Source organism: Rhizobium sp. 01T437, assembly GCF_056398505.1.
Genome location: NZ_JBFTPM010000071.1, coordinates 1 through 677, shown reverse-complemented (window position 1 = coordinate 677; position 677 = coordinate 1). Strand labels below are relative to the sequence as shown.

General features: G+C 61.0%; 1 pseudogene. It reads right to left on the bottom strand.

The features are described from left to right. Positions 1-40 precede the first annotated feature (40 nt). A pseudogene (locus tag AC1DM5_RS36535) lies at positions 41-661 on the bottom strand (electron transfer flavoprotein subunit beta/FixA family protein); the annotation flags it as partial. Between the last annotated feature and the right edge of the window lie 16 nt (positions 662-677).

The following is a 677-nucleotide window of genomic DNA, read 5'->3' as shown; positions in this document are numbered from 1 at the left end:
GAAGAAGAATGGCCATTATCGTGTTCTCCCTTTCCAGATCTCAGAGTACGCCGGCTTCGTTCTTGAGCTTGTCGACAAGCTCGGCGACCGATTTCACCTTCACGCCTGCCTTGCGGCCGGATGGTTCTTCCGTCTTCAGCATCTTGAGGCGCGGCGCGGTGGAGACGCCGAAATCAGCCGGGCTCTTTTTGTCGAGCGGCTTCTTTTTCGCCTTCATGATGTTCGGCAGCGAAGCATAGCGCGGCTCGTTGAGGCGAAGGTCGGTGGTGACGACAGCCGGAAGCTTGACCTTGATGGTCTGTAGGCCGCCATCGATCTCACGAGTGACAGTGGCGCTGTCGCCGGCGATTTCGACCTTGGAGGCGAAGGTTGCCTGGGCGGAGCCGAGAAGGGCTGCAAGCATCTGGCCGGTCTGGTTGGAATCATCGTCGATTGCCTGCTTGCCGACAATGATGAGGCCCGGCTTTTCAGCGTCGGCAACACCTTTGAGGATCTTTGCGACTGCGAGCGGCTCGACGGCGTCATCGGTTTCGACGAGGATGGCGCGGTCGGCGCCCATGGCGAGCGCGGTGCGCAAAGTTTCCTCGGCCTTGGCCGGGCCGATCGAGACGACGACCACTTCCTCGGCCTTGCCGGCTTCCTTCAGGCGAAGGGCCTCCTCGCCTCCTCAACCGAAA